Annotated in this window: 1 protein-coding gene; it reads right to left on the reverse strand. The window is 57.6% G+C overall.

The window, feature by feature from the left end; all coding sequences use genetic code 11:
• Window positions 1-262: 262 nt before the first annotated feature.
• A partial coding sequence (locus tag AB4Y40_RS42820; protein WP_368692991.1) for a transposase occupies window positions 263-493 on the reverse strand: 231 nt, incomplete at its 5' end.

A 493-nucleotide genomic window follows, 5' to 3' on the forward strand; every position in this document is an offset into this window, starting at 1 on the left:
CTTGACGCGCGGTTGACGAGCACCCTTACTTTGGCATACGCAGACCGACGCGTGCCAAGTCTCCCGCGCCCGGTCCGTCACTTCCACGACGGCCCGTTTCCGGGGGGAGGCGTCCATACCATCTGCACAACACGCTTTCAGAGCGCTGATCTTTTTTCGCGTTGAGCGTATCAGCCGTAAGCGCCTGCTGGCAGGTTGGTCGTCCGGCCTTTGAAGCATGATGATCTTCGTTTTCCGAGACTCACCGCCTGACCCGAGAGTTTCACACTTTGGTTAGAGCCCTGCGTGACATCCAGAGGTTGCCCAGCGCAAACAGTGTCGTGATCTGCGCGGTGTTCTTCACCAATCCCCGGTACCGCGTCTTCGTATAACCAAACTGCTGCTTGAGCACGCGAAACGGATGTTCAACCTTGGCGCGCACGCCAGCCTTCAGACGCTCAATCTGGTTGTATATCGCGTCCAGACGATTGTTCAGGTCCAGTTGTCGACGCTT

Source organism: Paraburkholderia sp. EG287B (genome assembly GCF_040965595.1).
GTDB lineage: Bacteria > Pseudomonadota > Gammaproteobacteria > Burkholderiales > Burkholderiaceae > Paraburkholderia.